Raw genomic sequence first — 21,491 nt, 5'->3', positions numbered from 1 at the left:
CTTAAGCCGTTTTCAGGCTGCCAACCGGGCGGGCAGGCTCAACCTGGGGATAATACGGTTCGTTATGGCGCGCTTTATCACGCAGACCGGCCGGAACTTCATACAGTGGGCCTAGGTGCTGATACTGTTGGGCCATATCGAGATACTTCGCGCTGCCGAGCGTATCCAGCCAGCGGAACGCGCCGCCGTGGAACGGAGGGAAGCCCAGGCCATAAACCAGCGCCATATCGGCTTCTGCCGGGCTGGCGATAATGCCTTCTTCCAGACAACGCACCACTTCGTTGACCATTGGGATCATCATGCGGGCGATAATCTCGTCATCGCTGAAGTCGCGTTTCGGTTGGCTGACCTCTGCCAGCAGACCATCAACGGCGGCATCTTCTTCTTTCTTCGGCTTGCCCTTGTTGTCTTCTTTATAACGCCAGAACCCGAGACCGTTTTTCTGTCCGAAACGGTTAGCATCAAACAGGGCATCGATCGCATCGCGATAATCTTTCTGCATACGCTGTGGGAAGCCCGCAGACATCACCGCCTGTGCGTGATGCGCGGTATCGATCCCCACCACGTCCAGCAGATAAGCCGGGCCCATCGGCCAGCCAAACTGTTTTTCCATCACTTTGTCGACTTTGCGGAAATCCGCTCCGTCGCGCAGCAACTGGCTGAAACCGGCAAAATAGGGGAACAGCACGCGGTTGACGAAGAAACCAGGGCAGTCGTTGACCACAATTGGCGTTTTGCCCATCTGGCTTGCCCAGGCGACAACCTTAGCGATGGTTTCATCTGAGCTTTTTTCGCCGCGAATGATCTCAACCAACGGCATGCGGTGCACCGGGTTAAAGAAGTGCATGCCACAGAAGTTTTCCGGGCGTTTGAGCACGCTGGCCAGTTCGTTGATTGGAATGGTTGAGGTGTTCGAAGCCAGTACGGTGTCCGGGCGTACCTTATCTTCGGTTTCCGCCAGTACCGCTTTTTTCACTTTCGGGTTTTCCACAACCGCTTCGACTACCACGTCCACACGCTCGAAGCCGCTATAGTCGAGGGTTGGATGGATAGTGGAAATCACGCCCGCCATTTTCAGGCCGTCAATTTTACCGCGCTCGAGCTGTTTGTTCAGCAGCTTGGCCGCTTCGGTCATGCCCAGCGTTAATGATTTGTCGTTGATATCTTTCATCACAACCGGCACGCCTTTCCAGGCCGACTGGTAAGCGATACCGCCGCCCATAATGCCCGCGCCCAGCACCGCCGCTTGCTTTGGCGCCTCAATATTTTTGGTGAGCTTTTTGGCTTTGGCTTTCACGAACTGATCGTTAAGGAAGATCCCAACCAATGCGCGAGCTTCACTGGTGTGCGCCAGTGGAACAAAACTTTTATTTTCCAGGTTCAGCGCTTCTTCACGGCCAAAACGGGCTGCCGCCTCAATCGTTTTCACGGCAGTGATTGGTGCGGGATAATGCTTCCCGGCCGTCTGCGCCACCATACCTTTGGCGATAGTAAAGCTCATCGCCGCTTCAATTTTGCTGAGTTTCAACGGTTCCAGTTTCGGCTGGCGTTTGGCTCTCCAGTCGAGATCGCCGTTAATCGCTTGACGTAATATGGCGATCGCGCCATCAAGCAGTTTCTCGTGTTTCACGACGCCATCGACCAGGCCGATTTTCAGCGCCTGCTCAGCACCAACATCTTTACCTGCAGCAATGATTTCCAGCGCGCTGTCCGCGCCCAGCATACGTGGCATACGTACGGATCCGCCAAAGCCTGGCATGATGCCCAGCTTGGTTTCCGGCAGGCCGATGCGCAGGTCCGGCGTTGCCAGACGGTAATCGGTCGCCAGCACACACTCGCAGCCGCCGCCCAGCGCATAGCCATTTACCGCTGAGAGGGTCGGAACAGGCAGATCTTCCAGACGATTAAAGACGCTGTTGGCAAAATGCAGCCACTGGCTCAACTGTTCTTCAGGCACGAGGAACAATGAAAGGAATTCGGTGATATCGGCACCGACAATAAAGGCTGCTTTGTTAGAGCGCAGCAGCAGCCCTTTTAAATTCGGTTGTTTTTCCAGCACGTCAAGCGCATGGCCCAGGCTGGCAACGGTGGCCGTGTCGAGTTTATTGACCGAACCAGGGGCATCGAACACCAGTTCGGCGATGCCATCTTCCAGCCAGTCGAGGTACAGGGTGTCGCCTTTGTAAAGCATGTCAGTCTCCTGAATCCGCAAGGTGATCTGGTCATACCAGATGAATCGAAGTGTGTGTTTTATGTTAAAAAAATGCAAATGAATGATTAAAGAAATGACGATTCGATCACGCTCGGCAGAAATCACGCACTCACAAAGCGATGTGCTAAGATGCGGAGTCTTGAGGTCAAAAACAGAAGGATAGAAAATGGAATCACTGGCCGCACTCTATAAAAATCATATTGTTACCTTACAAGAGCGGGCGCGCGACGCGCTGGAACGCTTCAAGCTGGATGCGTTACTTATTCACTCTGGCGAACTTGTTAACGTCTTTCTTGACGACCATCCGTACCCGTTTAAGGTCAATCCGCAATTCAAAGCTTGGGTACCCGTAACGCAGGTCCCTAACTGCTGGTTGCTGGTGGATGGTGTGAATAAGCCAAAATTGTGGTTCTATCTGCCGGTCGACTACTGGCATAACGTTGAGCCGCTGCCGACCTCCTTCTGGACAGAAGAAATCGAGATCATCGCGCTGCCAAAAGCGGACGGTATCGGTAGCCAACTGCCAGCTGCTCGCGGCAATATCGGTTATATCGGTCCGGTTCCGGAACGTGCGTTGCAACTGGACATCGCGGCCAGCAACATCAACCCGAAAGGGGTGATCGACTACCTGCATTATTACCGCGCCTTTAAAACGGATTACGAACTGGCCTGTATGCGCGAAGCGCAGAAAATGGCGGTGAATGGACACCGTGCCGCGGAAGAAGCGTTCCGTTCCGGGATGAGCGAATTTGACATCAACCTGGCTTATCTGACCGCGACCGGTCACCGCGACACCGACGTGCCATACAGCAACATCGTTGCGCTTAATGAGCATGCGTCGGTTCTTCATTACACCAAACTGGATCATCAGGCGCCGTCTGAAATTCGCAGCTTCCTGCTGGACGCTGGTGCGGAATATAACGGCTATGCGGCAGACCTGACGCGTACCTGGTCGGCGAAAAGCGACAACGACTATGCGCATCTGGTGAAAGATGTTAACGACGAAGAGCTGGCGCTTATTGCTACCATGAAAGCGGGTACCAGCTACGTGGATTACCACATTCAGTTCCATCAGCGCATCGCGAAGCTGCTGCGTAAGCATCAAATCATCACCGATATGAGTGAAGAGGCGATGGTGGAAAACGATCTTACTGGACCGTTTATGCCGCACGGTATTGGTCACCCGTTGGGTCTGCAGGTGCATGATGTCGCTGGCTTTATGCAGGATGACAGCGGTACCCACCTTGCTGCCCCGTCGAAGTATCCTTACCTGCGCTGCACCCGTGTTCTGCAGCCGGGCATGGTACTGACCATCGAACCGGGCATCTACTTTATTGAATCGCTGCTGGCGCCGTGGCGTGAAGGGCAGTTCAGCAAACACTTCAACTGGCAGAAAATTGAAGCTCTGAAACCGTTCGGCGGTATTCGTATTGAAGACAACGTGGTGGTCCACGAGAACAATATCGAGAACATGACGCGGGATTTAAAACTGGCGTAATGGACAGTTGGTTAATCCCTGCGGCGCCGGTTAGCGTCGTTGAAGAGATCAAAAAAAGCCGCTTCATTACGCTGCTCGCCCATACGGACGGCGTAGAAGCGGCGAAAGCATTCGTTGAGTCCGTCAAAACGGAACACCCGGACGCCCGCCACCATTGTGTGGCATGGGTGGCGGGGGCGCCGAATGACTCGCAGCAGTTGGGCTTTTCAGACGATGGCGAACCGGCGGGAACGGCAGGCAAGCCGATGCTCGCGCAGCTGATGGGCAGCGGTGTCGGTGAGATTACCGCAGTGGTGGTGCGCTACTACGGCGGTATCCTTCTCGGTACGGGTGGGCTGGTAAAAGCCTACGGTGGCGGTGTGAATCAGGCGTTGCGTCAGTTAACGACACAGCGCAAGACGCCATTAACCGAATATACTTTGCAGTGTGAGTACGGTCAGCTGGCAGGCATAGAAGCTTTGCTGGGTCAGTTTGACGGTAAAGTCGTTGCCAGTGATTACCAGGCTTTTGTTCGGCTCAGGGTGGCGCTTCCTTATGCCAAAGTGGATGAATTTTCGGCAAAACTGGCGGATTTTAGTCGTGGTTCATTGCAATTGTTAGCGATTGAAGAATAATCCCCACCTCATTTTAAAGAACTAAGGAAGCGGTAGAGATGCATTTTCGCGCCATTACCCGAATCGTTGGACTACTGGTCATCTTATTCTCGGGGACGATGATTATCCCCGGACTGGTGGCTCTCATCTATCGCGATGGGGCAGGGCGTGCATTTACCCAAACTTTCTTCGTTGCTCTGGCGATCGGCTCCATGCTGTGGTGGCCGAACCGCAAAGAGAAAGGCGAGCTGAAATCTCGCGAAGGTTTTCTGATTGTCGTCTTGTTCTGGACCGTGCTGGGTAGCGTGGGTGCGCTGCCGTTCATCTTTGCGGAAAGCCCTAACCTGACGATTACCGATGCATTTTTTGAATCCTTTTCCGGATTGACCACCACCGGGGCAACAACGCTGGTGGGGCTGGATTCATTGCCACACGCTATCCTCTTTTATCGACAGATGCTGCAATGGTTCGGCGGGATGGGGATCATCGTGCTGGCGGTGGCTATTCTGCCTATTCTTGGCGTCGGGGGGATGCAGCTCTACCGGGCAGAAATGCCGGGGCCGCTGAAAGATAATAAAATGCGCCCGCGTATTGCCGAAACGGCGAAAACCCTGTGGCTTATCTATGTATTGCTGACGGTGGCATGTGCACTGGCGCTATGGTTTGCCGGGATGCCCGCGTTTGACGCCATTGGGCACAGCTTTGCCACGATTGCGATTGGCGGCTTTTCCACGCACGATGCCAGCGTGGGATATTTCGACAGTCCCACGATCAATACCATCATTGCTATCTTCTTGCTGATCTCCGGCTGTAACTATGGCCTGCACTTCTCTTTATTAAGCGGCCGTAGTCTGAAGGTCTACTGGCGCGATCCGGAATTTCGCATGTTCATCGGCGTGCAGTTGACGCTAGTGGCTGTCTGTACGCTGGTACTGTGGATACACAATACCTACGGTTCAGCGCTCACGACCATCAACCAGGCCTTTTTCCAGGTGGTATCAATGGCGACGACCGCCGGATTTACCACCGACAGCATTGCCCGCTGGCCGCTGTTCCTGCCGGTGTTGTTGTTGTGTTCTGCCTTTATCGGCGGCTGTGCCGGGTCTACGGGCGGAGGCTTGAAGGTGATTCGTATCCTGTTGCTGTTTAAGCAAGGTAACCGCGAGTTGAAACGTCTGGTTCACCCGAATGCTGTTTACAGTATCAAACTGGGTAACCGTGCGCTGCCGGAGCGAATTCTTGAAGCCGTATGGGGATTCTTTTCTGCCTATGCGCTGGTCTTTATTATCAGTATGCTGGCGATTATTGCGACCGGTGTTGATGACTTCTCCGCGTTTGCCTCTGTGGTGGCGACGCTGAATAACCTCGGGCCAGGGCTGGGCGTTGTCGCCGACAACTTTGCCAGTATGAATCCCGTGGCGAAGTGGATCCTGATTGCCAATATGCTGTTTGGTCGTCTGGAGGTCTTTACTCTGCTGGTACTCTTTACCCCTACTTTCTGGCGTGAATAATGGAGTAACACGTGAAAACACTGATTCTTTTTTCTTCCCGGGACGGGCAAACGCGTGAAATCGCCGAGTATCTGGCTTCTGAACTCAAAGAGCTGGGCGTTTGGACGGATGTTGTTAATTTGCATCGCACCGCGGAGCCTGACTGGCAAAATTATGACAGCGTGGTGATTGGCGCCTCGATTCGATATGGTCATTACCATGCCGCATTTCAGGAGTTTGTGAAAAAGCATGCCACGCGGCTGAATGCGATGCCGAGTGCGTTCTACTCCGTTAACCTGGTTGCCCGTAAACCGGAGAAGCGTACGCCGCAAACCAACAGCTATGCGCGTAAGTTCCTGATGAGTTCGCCGTGGCGGCCGGATCGCAGTGCGGTTATTGCCGGCGCTTTGCTGTATCCCCGCTATCGCTGGTATGACCGTGTGATGATCCAACTGATAATGAAGATGTCAGGCGGTGAAACGGATACGCATAAAGAAGTGGTGTATACCGATTGGGAACAGGTCGCGGGTTTTGCACGGGAAATTGCCCAATTAACCCACAAAACGTTGCCAAAATAAGCGTAAAGAATAAAAAATAATCACTCGGAAAATTATTTTGAATTTCCCCTTGTCAGCCTGAAATAACTCCCTATAATGCGCCTCCACTGACACGGAACAACGGATTACACGCCGCCGGGTCAGCGGAGAAAAGCGTAAATAAACGCTTGACTCTGAAGCGGGATAGCGTAATATGCACACCCCGCGCCGCTGAGAAAAAGCGAAGCGGCACTGCTCTTTAACAATTTATCAGACAATCTGTGTGGGCACTCGAGGATACGGATTCTTAACGTCGCAAGACGAAAAATGAATACCAAGTCTCTGAGTGAACACGTAATTCATTACGAAGTTTAATTCACGAGCATCAAACTTAAATTGAAGAGTTTGATCATGGCTCAGATTGAACGCTGGCGGCAGGCCTAACACATGCAAGTCGAACGGTAGCACAGAGAGCTTGCTCTCGGGTGACGAGTGGCGGACGGGTGAGTAATGTCTGGGAAACTGCCCGATGGAGGGGGATAACTACTGGAAACGGTAGCTAATACCGCATAATGTCGCAAGACCAAAGAGGGGGACCTTCGGGCCTCTTGCCATCGGATGTGCCCAGATGGGATTAGCTAGTAGGTGGGGTAACGGCTCACCTAGGCGACGATCCCTAGCTGGTCTGAGAGGATGACCAGCCACACTGGAACTGAGACACGGTCCAGACTCCTACGGGAGGCAGCAGTGGGGAATATTGCACAATGGGCGCAAGCCTGATGCAGCCATGCCGCGTGTATGAAGAAGGCCTTCGGGTTGTAAAGTACTTTCAGCGAGGAGGAAGGCGTTGTGGTTAATAACCACAGCGATTGACGTTACTCGCAGAAGAAGCACCGGCTAACTCCGTGCCAGCAGCCGCGGTAATACGGAGGGTGCAAGCGTTAATCGGAATTACTGGGCGTAAAGCGCACGCAGGCGGTCTGTCAAGTCGGATGTGAAATCCCCGGGCTCAACCTGGGAACTGCATCCGAAACTGGCAGGCTAGAGTCTTGTAGAGGGGGGTAGAATTCCAGGTGTAGCGGTGAAATGCGTAGAGATCTGGAGGAATACCGGTGGCGAAGGCGGCCCCCTGGACAAAGACTGACGCTCAGGTGCGAAAGCGTGGGGAGCAAACAGGATTAGATACCCTGGTAGTCCACGCCGTAAACGATGTCGACTTGGAGGTTGTGCCCTTGAGGCGTGGCTTCCGGAGCTAACGCGTTAAGTCGACCGCCTGGGGAGTACGGCCGCAAGGTTAAAACTCAAATGAATTGACGGGGGCCCGCACAAGCGGTGGAGCATGTGGTTTAATTCGATGCAACGCGAAGAACCTTACCTACTCTTGACATCCAGAGAACTTAGCAGAGATGCTTTGGTGCCTTCGGGAACTCTGAGACAGGTGCTGCATGGCTGTCGTCAGCTCGTGTTGTGAAATGTTGGGTTAAGTCCCGCAACGAGCGCAACCCTTATCCTTTGTTGCCAGCGGTCCGGCCGGGAACTCAAAGGAGACTGCCAGTGATAAACTGGAGGAAGGTGGGGATGACGTCAAGTCATCATGGCCCTTACGAGTAGGGCTACACACGTGCTACAATGGCATATACAAAGAGAAGCGACCTCGCGAGAGCAAGCGGACCTCATAAAGTATGTCGTAGTCCGGATTGGAGTCTGCAACTCGACTCCATGAAGTCGGAATCGCTAGTAATCGTGGATCAGAATGCCACGGTGAATACGTTCCCGGGCCTTGTACACACCGCCCGTCACACCATGGGAGTGGGTTGCAAAAGAAGTAGGTAGCTTAACCTTCGGGAGGGCGCTTACCACTTTGTGATTCATGACTGGGGTGAAGTCGTAACAAGGTAACCGTAGGGGAACCTGCGGTTGGATCACCTCCTTACCTTAAAGAACCGACCTTTGCAGTGCTCACACAGATTGTCTGATGAAAATTAGCAGTAAGAAAATCTCTGCAGGCTTGTAGCTCAGGTGGTTAGAGCGCACCCCTGATAAGGGTGAGGTCGGTGGTTCAAGTCCACTCAGGCCTACCAAATTCATCCTGGTGAATTTGAAGAGGTTTTAACTACGATGGGGCTATAGCTCAGCTGGGAGAGCGCCTGCTTTGCACGCAGGAGGTCTGCGGTTCGATCCCGCATAGCTCCACCATCTTTACTGCAACAACCCAAGAAAACTTCAGAGTGTACCTGAAAAGGTTCACTGCGAAGTTTTGCTCTTTAAAAATCTGGATCAAGCTGAAAATTGAAACGACACACTGTTTCATTTCTCCGTAAACAAGAAATGAAAAGCGGTGTGTTCGAGTCTCTCAAATTTTCGCAATCAGAAGTGAAACATCTTCGGGTTGTGAGGTTAAGCGACTAAGCGTACACGGTGGATGCCCTGGCAGTCAGAGGCGATGAAGGACGTGCTAATCTGCGATAAGCGCCGGTAAGGTGATATGAACCGTTATAACCGGCGATTTCCGAATGGGGAAACCCAGTGTGATTCGTCACACTATCGTTAACTGAATACATAGGTTAACGAAGCGAACCGGGGGAACTGAAACATCTAAGTACCCCGAGGAAAAGAAATCAACCGAGATTCCCCCAGTAGCGGCGAGCGAACGGGGAGCAGCCCAGAGTCTGAATCAGCATGTGTGTTAGTGGAACGGTCTGGAAAGTCCGACGGTACAGGGTGATAGTCCCGTACACAAAAATGCACATGTTGTGAACTCGAAGAGTAGGGCGGGACACGTGGTATCCTGTCTGAATATGGGGGGACCATCCTCCAAGGCTAAATACTCCTGACTGACCGATAGTGAACCAGTACCGTGAGGGAAAGGCGAAAAGAACCCCGGCGAGGGGAGTGAAAAAGAACCTGAAACCGTGTACGTACAAGCAGTGGGAGCACCTTCGGGTGTGACTGCGTACCTTTTGTATAATGGGTCAGCGACTTATATTCTGTAGCAAGGTTAACCGTATAGGGGAGCCGAAGGGAAACCGAGTCTTAACTGGGCGTTAAGTTGCAGGGTATAGACCCGAAACCCGGTGATCTAGCCATGGGCAGGTTGAAGGTTGGGTAACACTAACTGGAGGACCGAACCGACTAATGTTGAAAAATTAGCGGATGACTTGTGGCTGGGGGTGAAAGGCCAATCAAACCGGGAGATAGCTGGTTCTCCCCGAAAGCTATTTAGGTAGCGCCTCGTGAACTCATCTTCGGGGGTAGAGCACTGTTTCGGCTAGGGGGTCATCCCGACTTACCAACCCGATGCAAACTGCGAATACCGAAGAATGTTATCACGGGAGACACACGGCGGGTGCTAACGTCCGTCGTGAAGAGGGAAACAACCCAGACCGCCAGCTAAGGTCCCAAAGTCATGGTTAAGTGGGAAACGATGTGGGAAGGCACAGACAGCCAGGATGTTGGCTTAGAAGCAGCCATCATTTAAAGAAAGCGTAATAGCTCACTGGTCGAGTCGGCCTGCGCGGAAGATGTAACGGGGCTAAACCATGCACCGAAGCTGCGGCAGCGACACTATGTGTTGTTGGGTAGGGGAGCGTTCTGTAAGCCGTTGAAGGTGGCCTGTGAGGGCTGCTGGAGGTATCAGAAGTGCGAATGCTGACATAAGTAACGATAATGCGGGTGAAAAACCCGCACGCCGGAAGACCAAGGGTTCCTGTCCAACGTTAATCGGGGCAGGGTGAGTCGACCCCTAAGGCGAGGCCGAAAGGCGTAGTCGATGGGAAACAGGTTAATATTCCTGTACTTGGTGTTACTGCGAAGGGGGGACGGAGAAGGCTATGTCGGCCGGGCGACGGTTGTCCCGGTTTAAGCATGTAGGCGGAGGTTCCAGGTAAATCCGGTACCTTTTAACGCTGAGGTGTGATGACGAGGCACTACGGTGCTGAAGTGACAAATGCCCTGCTTCCAGGAAAAGCCTCTAAGCATCAGGTAACACGAAATCGTACCCCAAACCGACACAGGTGGTCAGGTAGAGAATACCAAGGCGCTTGAGAGAACTCGGGTGAAGGAACTAGGCAAAATGGTGCCGTAACTTCGGGAGAAGGCACGCTGATATGTAGGTGAAGTGATTTACTCATGGAGCTGAAATCAGTCGAAGATACCAGCTGGCTGCAACTGTTTATTAAAAACACAGCACTGTGCAAACACGAAAGTGGACGTATACGGTGTGACGCCTGCCCGGTGCCGGAAGGTTAATTGATGGGGTTATCCGTAAGGAGAAGCTCTTGATCGAAGCCCCGGTAAACGGCGGCCGTAACTATAACGGTCCTAAGGTAGCGAAATTCCTTGTCGGGTAAGTTCCGACCTGCACGAATGGCGTAATGATGGCCAGGCTGTCTCCACCCGAGACTCAGTGAAATTGAACTCGCTGTGAAGATGCAGTGTACCCGCGGCAAGACGGAAAGACCCCGTGAACCTTTACTATAGCTTGACACTGAACACTGGTCCTTGATGTGTAGGATAGGTGGGAGGCTTTGAAGTGTGGACGCCAGTCTGCATGGAGCCGTCCTTGAAATACCACCCTTTAATGGCTGGTGTTCTAACGTGGGCCCGTAATCCGGGTTGCGGACAGTGTCTGGTGGGTAGTTTGACTGGGGCGGTCTCCTCCCAAAGAGTAACGGAGGAGCACGAAGGTTAGCTAATCCTGGTCGGACATCAGGAGGTTAGTGCAAAGGCATAAGCTAGCTTGACTGCGAGAGTGACGGCTCGAGCAGGTGCGAAAGCAGGTCTTAGTGATCCGGTGGTTCTGAATGGAAGGGCCATCGCTCAACGGATAAAAGGTACTCCGGGGATAACAGGCTGATACCGCCCAAGAGTTCATATCGACGGCGGTGTTTGGCACCTCGATGTCGGCTCATCACATCCTGGGGCTGAAGTAGGTCCCAAGGGTATGGCTGTTCGCCATTTAAAGTGGTACGCGAGCTGGGTTTAGAACGTCGTGAGACAGTTCGGTCCCTATCTGCCGTGGGCGCTGGAGAATTGAGGGGGGCTGCTCCTAGTACGAGAGGACCGGAGTGGACGCATCACTGGTGTTCGGGTTGTCATGCCAATGGCACTGCCCGGTAGCTAAATGCGGAAGAGATAAGTGCTGAAAGCATCTAAGCACGAAACTTGCCCCGAGATGAGTTCTCCCTGAGACTTAAAGTCTCCTGAAGGAACGTTGAAGACGACGACGTTGATAGGTCGGGTGTGTAAGTGTAGCGATACATTGAGCTAACCGATACTAATGAACCGTGAGGCTTAACCTTACAACGCCGAAGGTGTTTTGGCGGATTTGAGAAGACAGATTTTCAGCCTGATACAGATAACATCAGAACGCACAAAGCGGTCTGATAACAGAATTTGCCTGGCGGCTGTAGCGCGGTGGTCCCACCTGACCCCATGCCGAACTCAGAAGTGAAACGCCGTAGCGCCGATGGTAGTGTGGGGTCTCCCCATGCGAGAGTAGGGAACTGCCAGGCATCAAATAAAAGCGGAAGGCCCGGTCGAAAGACCGGGCCTTTTGTTTTATCTGTGGTCTGTCGGTGAGTGCTCTCCTGAGGAGGACAAATCCGCCGGGAGCGGATTTGAACGTTGCGCAGCAACGGCCCGGAGGGTGGCGGGCAGGACGCCCGCCATAAACTGCCAGGCATCAAATAAAGTAAAGAAGCCCGTCCTGACGGATGGGCTTTTTTGCGTCTGTGTGAAATGAAACCTGCCGGATGCGGGGCACCGCCTTATCCGGCCTACGTTATACTGAACGTATTTTGTAGGCGCTGATAAGCGCAGCGCATCAGGCACATTGCGGCACCGTGGTTATCTTCTTACCCATTGCATAACAAAATCAGCAATTTGCTGTATATCATTAATATCTAATGATGGAACATCCACAGGTAACGGAACATCACTGGCAACCGCGATAACAAACTCATCCATCGCCAACTCTTTAGAACTATGCCCGCAGCCCTCGCGAAAAAGCAGGATCTTCGCAACAGGTTCATGCTTAAATCCCTCAACCAGTACCATATCCAACGTCGAAGCATCCATCCTGCTTACCAGATACGCTAAATCCAGTTCGGGTTCTTCCGGTGTTTCTACCATTAACGCCCAACGTTGCTGACTGGCGACCAGTGTTTGTGCCGCCCCTGCCTTGCGCAGCTCATAGCTATCTTTGCCGGGCTTGTCGATATCCATATTATGGTGAGTATGCTTAATCAATCCGGGTCTAATACCTCTGGCGCGCAGCTCAGGGATCAGTTTCTTTAGCAGCGTGGTTTTTCCCGTACCGCTCCATGCCGCAATGGCAAGTAATGGGATCATGATTTTTCCTGCCATTTTGCGAGTTCTTCAGGTGTGTTCACGTTTACGAATGCATCTTTATGATCGCTGAAATCGACGGCATGACCGCCAGCCTGACGCATAAAAATCATGACGCGTCGTTCACCTGACTGAAGATAATCCTGTAGCAAGGGCTGCAAGGAACGGTGCATCAGGGCAATGGTCGGGTGATCTCTTTCCCCATCATGCACCCAGACGATTGGTGCAGCTTTGCGCTGCTCTTTTAAACGAGAGACCAGATCGTGAGGAATATAGGGCATATCGCACGGGCAGAACAAAAACCAGTCTCCCGCTTGCTGCAGGAATACCGACAGCATCCCGGCCAGTGGGCCAGGGAAATCGGCCAGGGCATCGGGAATAACTTTCAGGCCGCTTTGTTGGTAGATATCCCGGTGGCGATTGGCATTAACGACAACGGTTTCGACCTGCAAAGCGAGGGTATCGGCTACATGCCGCCAAAGCGGTTTACCGTCCAGCTCAAGCAGACCTTTATCCGTTCCGCCCATCCGTCTGGCCTTACCGCCCGCCAGCACAACCCCTGTTATTGCACTATCCAGAATCACTGATATCGCCTCTTTTAATGTGGGATTGACCCTGCTAACGTATCCGTATTGAGCCTAAGGAGCACAACCATGAAATGTAAACGCCTGAATGAAGTTATTGAACTCCTCCAGCCAGCCTGGCAGAAAGAACCCGATCTTAACCTGATGCAATTTTTACAGAAACTGGCGCAAGAGTCAGGTTTTGACGGTGAACTGGCGGATTTAACTGATGACATTCTGATCTATCACCTGAAAATGCGTGACTCGGCGAAAGACGCCGTCATCCCAGGTATTCAGAAAGATTATGAAGAAGATTTTAAAACAGCCCTTCTCCGCGCACGTGGCGTAATTAAAGAGTAAAAGCTTGTAATCGCCGCCACCGAAAGCGCTGCGAAATGATATCCTGAATCATTCGTAGTATTTTCCGGATGATGGGATGAACGACAACGCTTTTACTTTCCAGACGCTACACCCGGATACCATCATGGATGCGCTGTTTGAGCAGGGGATCCGGGTGGACTCCGGGCTTACCCCGCTTAACAGCTATGAAAACCGTGTCTATCAGTTTCAGGACGAAGACCGCAGACGCTTTGTCGTTAAGTTTTATCGCCCTGAGCGTTGGTCCGTCGATCAGATCCAGGAGGAGCACCAGTTTGCTCTGGAGCTGGTGAGCGATGAAGTGCCGGTTGCTGCGCCGCTGGTACTGAACGACCAAACACTGTTAAGCCATCAGGGTTTTCATTATGCGATCTTCCCAAGCGTCGGCGGACGCCAGTTTGAGGCAGATAACATCGATCAGATGGAGGCGGTTGGGCGCTATCTGGGGCGTATGCACCAGACTGGCGGCAAGCGTAATTTCGCTTTCCGTCCCACGATTGGCCTTGAAGAGTATCTGACCGAACCGCGTAAACTGTTTGAACAGGCCCAACTTATTCCATCAGGGCAAAAAGCAGCCTTCCTGAAAGCAACGGATGCACTTATTACAGTAGTTTCCGAATGCTGGCATACGCGTTTTGCCACGTTACGCCTGCACGGTGATTGTCATGCCGGCAATATTCTGTGGCGTGACGGCCCAATGTTTGTCGATTTAGATGATGCCCGCAATGGTCCGGCTGTTCAGGATTTATGGATGCTCCTCAATGGTGATAAAGCTGAACAACGCATGCAGCTTGAAACCATTATCGAGGCTTATGAAGAGTTTAGTGAGTTCGACACGACAGAAATCGGACTGATCGAACCTTTACGTGCTATGCGTTTAGTTTATTATCTTGCATGGCTGATTCGACGTTGGGGTGACCCTGCGTTTCCAAAAAACTTCCCGTGGTTAACCGGGGAAGATTACTGGCATCGTCAGACCGCAACTTTTATTGAGCAGGCAAAAATTCTGCAAGAGCCCCCCTTACAATTAACGCCAATGTATTAATCGGAGAAACTTGAACATGAAAAAAATATGGCTGGCGCTGGCTGGTATGGTTTTAGCTTTTAGCGCATCTGCGGCGCAGTTCCAGGATGGCAAACAATACATCACTCTGGAAAAGCCTGTTGCGGGTGAACCGCAAGTGTTGGAGTTCTTCTCCTTCTACTGCCCGCATTGCTACCAGTTTGAAGAAGTGCTTCATGTGTCTGATAACGTGAAGAAAAAACTGCCGGAAGGTACCAAGATGACCAAATACCACGTCGAGTTTCTTGGGCCTTTGGGTAAAGATCTGACGCAGGCCTGGGCTGTTGCTATGGCACTTGGCGTTGAAGATAAGGTCACTGTTCCGCTGTTTGAAGGGGTTCAGAAAACCCAGACCGTTCAGTCTGTTGCAGATATCCGTAAAGTGTTTGTCGACGCGGGTATTAAAGGTGAAGACTACGATGCGGCATGGAACAGCTTTGTGGTGAAATCACTCGTGGCGCAGCAGGAAAAAGCGGCGGCTGATTTACAGCTGCAGGGCGTTCCGGCGATGTTCGTGAATGGTAAATACCAGGTAAACCCGCAGGGCATGGATACCAGCAGCATGGATATCTTTGTACAGCAGTATGCGGATACCGTGAAATTCCTGGTTAGTCAGAAGTAAAAGCGAAAGCCGGTCATTGACCGGCTTTTTTGTTTGTGGCTTTAATCGCATCTATTTGCGCGTCTTTCTCGCTCCAGAGCGTATTCAACCATAGCTGAAACCGACGCTTGAAACCTTTATCGTTCACGTAATCACCGTGCAACTCTTCTTGAATTTGCTCCAGGTTCACCCGCACGACAATACGCGTTAATTTGCCGCTCAGCATATCGTAGAAAGGGCGGCGGCTATTTTCCGGGTAGCACAACGTGACGTTCAGCAACTTATCAAACTGCGACCCCAGTACATTCAATGCCATAGCGATACCGGCCGCCTTAGGTGGGAGCAGGTTTTGATAGGGGGAGCGGGTTTGCTCACGTTTCTCGTTAGTAAAGCGTGAACCTTCGACAAAATTCACGATAGTTGTCGGGTGTACGCGAAACTTCTCGCAGGAACGACGCGTTGTTTCCACATCTTTACCGCGCCGTTCCGGGTGACGGAGCAGATAGCCGCGTGAATAACGTTTCATAAACGGCATATCCAGCGCCCAGCAGGCCAGGCCAATAAACGGCACCCAGGCCAGCTGTTGTTTGAGAAAATATTTATTCATCGGGATGTGCTTACGGAACAGAACGCAAAGCACAACGATATCGGCCCAGCTGTAATGATTACAAATGAGCAGATACCAGTTTTTTTTGCTAAGACCTTCCAGCCCTTCGACGTCCCACTTCAATCGTGGATTGAGGTGTAGAAGTAGCGCCAGACCTTCACACCAGCAATACATCATGAAATTACAGAAGATGGAAACCTTGCGCCAGACGACAGGAACAGGCAAAAGGAGTTTTACAACCCCGGCAAGGATGATCGGCACAGAACAAAAAATCGTGACCAATATGGTCAATACGATACTCAGCAACAGCGTTATCGCAGCGAGTATTCTTGTCATAATTAAATTATTCAAAAGGTTAGCCATAGACAGTGCGCTAAAGAGGCGCAAGGGGCTAATTTTATCAGAAAACGAACCAAATGATGGATCTTCCCTGAATAGAAAAAAAAGGAATATCTATCCACATCAGGAGACAAGCGATAAAAATGGGATAAAATGCTGTAAGTTTCTTTAATTAACTGAAATATATGAAAAAATGTAATTGTTCAATAATTAACTTGCTATATTTAAAGCGCTGAAAATTATTTATTCACAAAGTTATCCACAGTTTGATTTGCGATCAAAGCAGAAGAACTGCAAAAGTTTTTCGACAAAAACGGCGAAAAACTCATGTTTTCATCCCGTCTGTGGCATCCTTTACCCATAATCTGATAAACAGGCACGGACATTATGGTTCAGATCCCAGAAAACCCACTTATCCTTGTAGATGGCTCATCTTACCTTTATCGCGCATATCACGCGTTTCCGCCGCTGACTAACAGCGCAGGAGAACCTACTGGTGCGATGTACGGTGTTCTCAACATGTTGCGTAGCTTGATTCTACAATATCAGCCGACCCATGCTGCTGTGGTATTCGACGCTAAGGGTAAAACCTTCCGTGATGAATTATTCGAGCATTACAAGTCACATCGCCCGCCAATGCCTGACGATCTGCGCGCGCAGATTGAACCTCTGCATGCGATGGTAAAAGCGATGGGGCTGCCATTACTGGCTGTTTCAGGCGTGGAAGCCGATGATGTTATCGGTACGCTGGCGCGTGAAGCGGAAAAGGTTGGTCGTCCGGTATTGATCAGTACCGGTGATAAAGACATGGCTCAGTTGGTGACTCCAAACATCACCCTGATCAACACCATGACTAATACGATCCTCGGCCCGGATGAAGTGGTGAATAAGTATGGTGTGCCGCCTGAGCTGATCATTGATTTCCTGGCGCTGATGGGCGACTCCTCCGATAACATTCCAGGCGTTCCTGGCGTGGGTGAGAAAACGGCTCAGGCTCTGCTTCAGGGGCTGGGTGGGCTGGATACCCTCTATGCAGAATCAGACAAGATCGCGGGGCTGACTTTCCGTGGCGCAAAAACCATGGCGGGCAAACTTGAGCAGAATAAAGAGGTGGCGTACCTCTCTTATCAATTAGCGACCATTAAAACGGATGTGGAACTGGAGTTAACCTGCGAGCAACTGGAAGTGAAGCAGCCCGCAACAGATGAACTGCTTGGTCTGTTTAAACAGTACGAATTTAAGCGTTGGGTTGCAGACGTAGAATCCGGTAAATGGCTACAGGCGAAAGGAACGAAGCCAGCGGCTAAACCGCAGGAAACAATCGTCGTCGAGGCTACGCCGGAAGAACCTGCGACGGCTCTTTCCTACGATAACTACGTGACGATTCTGGATGAAGCGACGCTGGAAGAGTGGATCGCAAAGCTGAAAAAAGCGCCCGTCTTCGCCTTTGATACAGAAACTGACAGCCTGGACAATATCTCCGCGAATCTGGTTGGACTGTCTTTTGCCATTGAACCGGGCGTGGCGGCGTATGTTCCTGTTGCCCATGACTACCTGGACGCCCCCGATCAGATCGCGCGCGACCGCGCGCTGGCGCTGCTGAAGCCGCTATTGGAAGATGAGAACGCGCACAAAGTTGGGCAAAACCTGAAGTACGATCGCGGTATCCTGGCGAATTATGGCATCGAGCTGCGCGGCATCACCTTTGACACCATGCTCGAATCCTACATTCTTAACAGCGTTGCCGGTAGACACGATATGGACAGCCTGTCGGACCGCTGGCTGAAACATAAAACTATCACCTTTGAAGAGATCGCCGGAAAAGGCAAAAACCAGCTGACCTTTAACCAGATAGCGCTGGAAGAGGCCGGTCGTTACGCTGCGGAAGACGCCGACGTTACGCTACAGCTGCATCTGAAGATGTGGCCAGAATTGCAGCAGCATAAAGGGCCGCTGAACGTCTTTGAAAATATTGATATGCCGCTGGTGCCGGTTTTGTCTCGCGTTGAGCGCAACGGTGTGAAAATCGATCCGGCTGTTCTGCACAAGCATTCAGAAGAGCTGACGCTGCGTTTGAACGAGCTGGAGCAAAAAGCGCACGAGATTGCCGGCGAAGCGTTTAACCTCTCTTCCACCAAGCAACTGCAAACCATCCTGTTTGAAAAGCAGGGCATTAAGCCGCTGAAGAAAACGCCTGGCGGCGCACCATCAACGTCGGAAGAGGTACTGGAAGAGCTTGCGTTGGATTACCCATTGCCGAAAGTGATCCTGGAATATCGCGGGTTAGCAAAACTGAAGTCGACCTATACGGACAAGCTTCCGTTGATGATTAACAAGAAAACCGGGCGCGTACATACCTCCTATCATCAGGCGGTTACCGCGACCGGACGCTTGTCTTCAACGGATCCGAACCTGCAAAACATCCCGGTACGTAATGACGAAGGTCGTCGTATTCGCCAGGCGTTTATTGCCCCGGAAGACTACGTGATTGTTTCCGCGGACTACTCGCAGATTGAACTACGTATCATGGCGCACCTCTCGCGTGATAAAGGCTTGCTTACCGCATTTGCCGAAGGGAAAGATATTCACCGCGCAACGGCCGCTGAAGTCTTTGGCTTACCGCTGGATTCAGTAACTAACGAACAACGCCGCAGCGCGAAAGCTATCAACTTCGGTCTGATCTACGGGATGAGCGCCTTTGGTCTTGCTCGCCAGTTAAATATTCCGCGCAAGGAAGCACAGAAGTACATGGATCTCTACTTCGAACGCTATCCTGGCGTGCTGGAATATATGGAACGCACGCGTGCACAGGCAAAAGAGCAGGGTTACGTTGAAACGCTGGAAGGTCGTCGCCTCTATTTGCCGGATATTAAATCCAGTAATGGCGCTCGTCGCGCGGGTGCTGAACGTGCCGCAATCAACGCCCCGATGCAAGGTACTGCCGCAGACATTATTAAGCGAGCCATGATAGCCGTAGACGGATGGCTGCAAACCGAGCAACCGCGCGTGCGCATGATCATGCAAGTTCACGATGAACTGGTGTTTGAAGTGCACAAAGATGACCTGGAAAGTGTGTCGAAAAAGATCCATCAACTGATGGAAAACGAGACCCAGATTGACGTGCCGTTATTAGTGGAAGTCGGTAGTGGTGAAAACTGGGATCAGGCGCACTAAGGGGTGACTGAATAACGGCCATTTTTCGTAACTAAGCAACATAAGATAGAACTTTTTGTGATGTCCATTAGAATTCCCTATGTAAGGAATGAAAAAAAATTACAAAAAGTGCTTTCTGAGCTGCTCAAAAAAGAGTAAAGTTATTCTCGTAGGGTACAGAGGTAAGATGTTCTATCTTTCAGACCTTTTACTTCACGTAATCGGATTTGGCTGAATATTTTAGCCGCCCCAGTCAGTAATGACTGGGGCGTTTTTTATTGTGCGCAAGAAAAGTTTCGCTCACGCCGTAGGCCGGATAAGACGCGCAGCGACGCCATCCGGCATAGCGGGAGATTATTCCCCGTCCTGAATCTCTTCAACCGGTGCCAGTTCACTAAACCAGCTATCCAGCTTCTGACGCAGTTTGTCTACGCCCATTTTTTTCAGTGATGAAAAGGCTTCTACCTGCACATCGCCATTAAATGCCAGCACGGCTTCACGCACCATATTCAGTTGAGCTTTGCGCGCGCCGCTGGCCAGCTTGTCTGCTTTGGTCAGCAGCACCAGAACCTGAACGTTGCTCTCTACCGCCCATAGGATCATCTGCTGGTCCAGATCTTTAAGCGGGTGACGAATATCCATTAACACGACCAGGCCTTGCAAGCTCTGACGCTTTTCCAGATATTCCGCCAGTGCGCGCTGCCATTTGCGTTTCATCTCTTCCGGCACTTCGGCGTAACCGTACCCCGGCAGGTCAACCAGACGTTTGCCGTCAACGACTTCAAACAGGTTGATGAGCTGAGTACGGCCCGGTGTTTTAGATGTACGCGCCAGACTCTTTTGATTAGTCAGGGTATTTAGCGCACTGGATTTGCCTGCGTTGGAACGGCCAGCAAAAGCCACTTCGATTCCGGTATCGGAAGGTAAGTGGCGAATATCAGGCGCACTCATCACAAAATGCGTCTGTTGATAATTCAAGTTAGTCAAAGCGGTCCTCTCCATCAATCAAGGCTTTGCAGCGATTATACCTGAACACCAGCAAAAGGCTGGTTTTTCGACGCGTAGCCAGTGTAAGTAAAAACCACTCACTTTGTGAGACATTGCCGATAGTATCTATACGAGATGACAGGGTAAAAAATGACATAGCCTAAATAAATCATAGTGTTACGGTTAGGCGGTATTCTTAAAATCCGAAATTGTTACCTTGGTTACTTGTACGTTTAAGCCAAAACGGTAAAGTAGTGTCCATAGCGAGGAAGCTGACAGGATAGACGACTCAGGATGAGGGTCAGGAGCGCCAGGAGGCGAAGACACAGGATTGTCAGGAAGACAAACGTCCGGAGACGTTAGTAAAAGGAAATGGAAACAACACGGAATGTTTCAGGCTAAGGGAAAAACAGGGTGTGTTGATAGCCAACAGGGATAGTAGAGCCCGTAAGGGTTGAGAGTCAGGAAAAAAGGCGACAGATTACTCTGTCGCCTTTTTTCTTTATTTCTGCTAGATTCCGGCGCAAATATATACTGAATAAAAACAGCCAAAGACGAATCATGATGAAACCAACTTCTACACCACGCGGTAAAGGTCCTGCAAAAGCGCGTCGTAAAACACGCGAAGAAATTAACCAGGAAGCTCGCGACCGTAAGCGCCAGAAAAAACACCGTGGCCATGCGGCGGGTAGCCGTGCGTCCGGAAGCGATGGCGCATCTGGTGGCGGAAAGCAAAATAAGCAACAAGATCCTCGTATTGGCAGTAAAACCCCCATTCCATTGGGCGTGACCGAAAAAGTCACCAAACAGCACAAACCGAAGAGTGAGAAACCTATGCTTTCACCACAGGCTGAGTTGGATTTACTGGAAACGGATGAGCGCCTGGATGCGCTGTTGGAACGTCTTGAAGCAGGAGAAACCCTGAGTGCGGAAGATCAGACCTGGGTTGATGCCAAGCTGGATCGCATTGATGAGCTGATGCAAAAGCTGGGTCTCTCTTACGATGATGAGGAAGACGAGGAAGAAGAAGAAAAACAGGAAGACATGATGCGTCTGCTGAAAGGCGGCAACTAACGGTTTTACACCGTGGGTCTTCCCGTCCTGCTTATAACCCTTCCGGTTA

The 21,491-nt window shown here is 51.4% G+C and carries 14 protein-coding genes, 2 tRNA genes, 3 rRNA genes and 1 pseudogene; 15 read left to right on the top strand and 5 right to left on the bottom strand.

What is annotated here, in order from left to right:
* Nucleotide 1: 1 nt before the first annotated feature.
* The gene (fadB, locus tag M4I31_RS23370; RefSeq protein ID WP_085049784.1) at nt 2-2,191 is read right to left on the bottom strand and encodes a fatty acid oxidation complex subunit alpha FadB; all 2,190 of its coding nucleotides are present in this window, start codon (nt 2,189-2,191) and stop codon (nt 2-4) included.
* 187 nt (nt 2,192-2,378) lie between these two features.
* Between fadB and pepQ the strand changes: the two genes are divergently transcribed.
* From pepQ to rrf, 9 genes are all read left to right on the top strand, one after another.
* On the top strand, nt 2,379-3,710 hold the full coding sequence (pepQ, locus tag M4I31_RS23365; protein ID WP_038634435.1) for a Xaa-Pro dipeptidase: 1,332 nt from the start codon (nt 2,379-2,381) through the stop codon (nt 3,708-3,710).
* A complete protein-coding gene (locus M4I31_RS23360) occupies nt 3,710-4,324 on the top strand; it encodes an IMPACT family protein (RefSeq protein WP_085049785.1) in 615 nt (204 codons plus the stop codon). The genes pepQ and M4I31_RS23360 overlap by 1 nt, the downstream gene beginning before the upstream one ends.
* A 38-nt stretch (nt 4,325-4,362) precedes the next feature.
* Nucleotides 4,363-5,814, top strand: a complete 1,452-nt coding sequence (trkH, locus tag M4I31_RS23355; protein WP_003017848.1) for a Trk system potassium transporter TrkH — start codon at nt 4,363-4,365, stop codon at nt 5,812-5,814.
* Nucleotides 5,815-5,825: 11 nt separating this feature from the next.
* The gene (gene hemG, locus M4I31_RS23350; protein WP_038634428.1) at nt 5,826-6,371 is read left to right on the top strand and encodes a menaquinone-dependent protoporphyrinogen IX dehydrogenase; all 546 of its coding nucleotides are present in this window, start codon (nt 5,826-5,828) and stop codon (nt 6,369-6,371) included.
* A 351-nt stretch (nt 6,372-6,722) separates the two neighbouring features.
* Nucleotides 6,723-8,262: ribosomal RNA gene (locus M4I31_RS23345) — 16S ribosomal RNA — on the top strand.
* A 71-nt stretch (nt 8,263-8,333) separates the two neighbouring features.
* Nucleotides 8,334-8,410 (top strand) — tRNA-Ile (locus M4I31_RS23340).
* A 39-nt stretch (nt 8,411-8,449) separates the two neighbouring features.
* Nucleotides 8,450-8,525 (top strand) — tRNA-Ala (locus tag M4I31_RS23335).
* Between the two features lie 199 nt (nt 8,526-8,724).
* Nucleotides 8,725-11,629: ribosomal RNA gene (locus M4I31_RS23330) — 23S ribosomal RNA — on the top strand.
* A 97-nt stretch (nt 11,630-11,726) separates the two neighbouring features.
* Nucleotides 11,727-11,842: ribosomal RNA gene (gene rrf / locus M4I31_RS23325) — 5S ribosomal RNA — on the top strand.
* The 16S, 23S and 5S rRNA genes sit together here with 2 tRNA genes alongside, the layout of an rRNA operon.
* 334 nt (nt 11,843-12,176) lie before the next feature.
* Here the strand turns inward: rrf and mobB are convergent.
* Together mobB and mobA are read right to left on the bottom strand one after the other, a co-directional pair.
* Complete coding sequence (gene mobB, locus M4I31_RS23320; protein WP_085049694.1) at nt 12,177-12,680, bottom strand: molybdopterin-guanine dinucleotide biosynthesis protein MobB; 504 nt, start codon at nt 12,678-12,680, stop codon at nt 12,177-12,179.
* The gene (gene mobA, locus M4I31_RS23315) at nt 12,677-13,261 is read right to left on the bottom strand and encodes a molybdenum cofactor guanylyltransferase MobA (protein WP_085049695.1); all 585 of its coding nucleotides are present in this window, start codon (nt 13,259-13,261) and stop codon (nt 12,677-12,679) included. Before mobA ends, mobB begins: the two co-directional genes overlap by 4 nt.
* 69 nt (nt 13,262-13,330) lie before the next feature.
* Here mobA and M4I31_RS23310 point away from each other — a divergent pair, with 69 nt between their 5' ends.
* The 3 genes from M4I31_RS23310 to dsbA all read left to right on the top strand — a co-directional run bounded on the left by M4I31_RS23310 (nt 13,331) and on the right by dsbA (nt 15,303).
* Nucleotides 13,331-13,600, top strand: coding sequence for a YihD family protein (locus tag M4I31_RS23310; RefSeq protein ID WP_003028616.1), 270 nt, complete (start codon nt 13,331-13,333; stop codon nt 13,598-13,600).
* Between the two features lie 76 nt (nt 13,601-13,676).
* Nucleotides 13,677-14,663, top strand: a complete 987-nt coding sequence (locus M4I31_RS23305) for a serine/threonine protein kinase (protein ID WP_085049696.1) — start codon at nt 13,677-13,679, stop codon at nt 14,661-14,663.
* 16 nt (nt 14,664-14,679) lie between these two features.
* Nucleotides 14,680-15,303 carry a thiol:disulfide interchange protein DsbA gene (gene dsbA, locus M4I31_RS23300; RefSeq protein ID WP_038635827.1) on the top strand — a complete coding sequence of 208 codons (624 nt, stop codon included), beginning with the start codon at nt 14,680-14,682 and terminating at the stop codon, nt 15,301-15,303.
* A 13-nt stretch (nt 15,304-15,316) separates the two neighbouring features.
* Here dsbA and M4I31_RS23295 read toward each other — a convergent pair whose 3' ends face one another.
* Nucleotides 15,317-16,252 carry an acyltransferase gene (locus M4I31_RS23295; RefSeq protein ID WP_085049697.1) on the bottom strand — a complete coding sequence of 312 codons (936 nt, stop codon included), beginning with the start codon at nt 16,250-16,252 and terminating at the stop codon, nt 15,317-15,319.
* Between the two features lie 363 nt (nt 16,253-16,615).
* Here M4I31_RS23295 and polA point away from each other — a divergent pair, with 363 nt between their 5' ends.
* Complete coding sequence (polA, locus tag M4I31_RS23290) at nt 16,616-19,402, top strand: DNA polymerase I (RefSeq protein ID WP_085049698.1); 2,787 nt, start codon at nt 16,616-16,618, stop codon at nt 19,400-19,402.
* Nucleotides 19,403-19,735: 333 nt separating this feature from the next.
* Here polA and yihA read toward each other — a convergent pair whose 3' ends face one another.
* Complete coding sequence (gene yihA / locus M4I31_RS23285) at nt 19,736-20,368, bottom strand: ribosome biogenesis GTP-binding protein YihA/YsxC (protein WP_069324898.1); 633 nt, start codon at nt 20,366-20,368, stop codon at nt 19,736-19,738.
* A gap of 209 nt (nt 20,369-20,577) precedes the next feature.
* Between yihA and M4I31_RS23280 the strand changes: the two are divergent.
* Both M4I31_RS23280 and yihI read left to right on the top strand, forming a co-directional pair.
* A pseudogene (locus tag M4I31_RS23280) lies at nt 20,578-20,826 on the top strand (hypothetical protein).
* A gap of 103 nt (nt 20,827-20,929) precedes the next feature.
* Nucleotides 20,930-21,442, top strand: a complete 513-nt coding sequence (yihI, locus tag M4I31_RS23275; RefSeq protein WP_038635839.1) for a Der GTPase-activating protein YihI — start codon at nt 20,930-20,932, stop codon at nt 21,440-21,442.
* Nucleotides 21,443-21,491: the final 49 nt, after the last annotated feature.

Source organism: Citrobacter sp. XT1-2-2 (genome assembly GCF_023516235.1).
In the GTDB taxonomy this organism is placed as follows: domain Bacteria; phylum Pseudomonadota; class Gammaproteobacteria; order Enterobacterales; family Enterobacteriaceae; genus Citrobacter; species Citrobacter werkmanii.
Note: the sequence above shows the minus strand (reverse complement) of the source record. Positions and strands in the feature narration are given on the sequence as shown.